This is a genomic window from Xanthobacter autotrophicus, from assembly GCF_005871085.1.
In the GTDB taxonomy this organism is placed as follows: Bacteria; Pseudomonadota; Alphaproteobacteria; order Rhizobiales; family Xanthobacteraceae; genus Xanthobacter; species Xanthobacter autotrophicus.
Genome location: NZ_VAUP01000034.1, coordinates 1 through 1,772 on the forward strand (window position 1 = coordinate 1; position 1,772 = coordinate 1,772).

A 1,772-nucleotide genomic window follows, 5' to 3' on the forward strand; every position below is an offset into this window, starting at 1 on the left:
AAGACCGCCCGGTCTTCTTCCCGAAGGCGCTCTACCGGGGCCGTGCCCGCATCGAGCAGTGCTTCGGAAAGCTGAAGCGATTCAAGCGCGTCGCCCTGCGCTGCGAGAAGACCGAATGCGGCTTCGCTGCCATCGTCGCCCTCGCCCTGAGCTTCATCCTCATCAAATCCGTCCACACCACCTAATATTGCAGCGGTCTAAGACTTTACGTCTTCCGCAGCAGCTATCACTTCGTAAATAATCTCATGAACATCTTCCGGCCCTGTCCGATGATTGACGAAGCAGGCGCGCAATGCAAACTGAGTATTTATCGTGGCATTCGAGAGGTACACGCGCCCCCGCGCGATCACACGCCGCAGGATGGCCTCGTTGTCTCTTCCGCGATAGCGGAAGCAGACTGCGCTGAGGGGCACCGGCGCGAGCAGTTCGAGCTTCGGGTGCGCCTGGATCGTCTCGGCAAGGAGCTGGGCGTGCCTAAGATCCCGGGCGATGGCCTCTCGAAAAGCCTTGCGTCCATGATACTGCAGCGACAGCCAGAGCTTTAGCGCCCGGAAGCGCCGCGACAGCTCTATCGATTCGTCAAAGAACGCGAAAGATTCTCCAGGGTCCTGATTGAGAATCCGGACATAATCCCCGCTATCCGAGAAGGTCTTTCGCGCCGCGTCGCGATCGCGATAAAGCAGGCATCCGCAGTCGATTGGCTGGTAGAGCCACTTGTGCGCATCGAGAGAAATCGAGTCGGCCAAGTTCAATCCATCGAACCTGTCCGGAGCCGCCAGCGCCGCCAGGACGCCGAAGGCACCATCGACATGAAGCCAAAGACCCTCGGTCTCCGCAATCTTCGCAATCTCGCGCAACGGATCGATTGCGCCGGTGGCCACCGTGCCGACGCTTGCCACGATCGCCAGGGGCTTTTTGCCTGACTTCCTGTCACGGGAGATGGCTGCCTCGAGCGCGTCGGACCGCAACCGAAAGTCCTCGTCGATCGGGATCAGGCGAAGGTTGCTGCGCCCCAAGCCCAACAGCGCCATGGCTTTGGGGATCGACATGTGCACCTGTTCGGACGCGTAGACCACCCCGGGCCGCGCGCCGTCGTCGTTGGCGGGCAGCATCTTCTCGCGGGCGATCGCCAGCGCCATGAGATTGGCCATTGAACCACCTCCGCAAAGGCTTCCCGCGAAGCCGTCGCACCCCACCGCTTCCGAGAGCCAGCCGATGACCGTGCGCTCGATGGTCACCGCCGCGGGAGCCGAACGCCAAGATGTCGTGTTCTGGTTGAGGGCCGATGCGAGAAAGTCGCCGATGGCGCCAATTGGCTCGCCCGAGCCCGCGACGTAGCCGAAGAAGCGGCCCGTGCACGGCCGGGCATGCTCGGCAATTGCCTTAAAATCGTTGAGAACATCCCGTCCTTGACCTTCATCTCGCCACGGGCGATCGAAGAGACGTGCTGTCTCCGTGCCTCCGGTCGATGGATAGGATGGTCGTTCCTCCAGCGAAGTCCAATACTCGGCGACGAGCTTTGTTGCTTCCGCCATGAACGCAGTCAGCTCGCGATTGGACGTCTCTAGGGCTCGCATTTGATCATCCCCGCCAAGCTATGAGGCGCAGGCTATTTTGCCTTAAGAGGGACAACAAGTATCTTCTTATACCAACGGCCCTTATGAATGACCGATGTGCGCCCATTGGCTGCTGCCGATGGATGTGATGGTTTCTGGGTTTTCGGTGAGACTGCGCCAAGCCTCGCAGGCGGCATCGACGATGTCGGCGTAGGT

At 60.7% G+C, this 1,772-nt stretch carries 2 protein-coding genes; one reads left to right on the forward strand and one right to left on the reverse strand.

From position 1 onward, the window contains the following. The coding region (locus FBQ73_RS22825) for a transposase (RefSeq protein WP_342780532.1) at window positions 1-185 on the forward strand (185 nt) is incomplete at its 5' end. A 12-nt stretch (window positions 186-197) separates the two neighbouring features. On the opposite strand, the gene FBQ73_RS15920 is transcribed toward FBQ73_RS22825, so the two are convergent. After that, window positions 198-1,577, reverse strand: coding sequence for a pyridoxal phosphate-dependent decarboxylase family protein (locus FBQ73_RS15920; protein WP_138400489.1), 1,380 nt, complete (start codon window positions 1,575-1,577; stop codon window positions 198-200). Window positions 1,578-1,772: the final 195 nt, after the last annotated feature.

Excerpts from the sequence above, each read along its gene's own strand:
- FBQ73_RS15920 (WP_138400489.1), bottom strand. The coding sequence starts at position 1,577 with ATGCGAGCCCTAGAGACGTCCAATCGCGAGCTGACTGCGTTCATGGCG.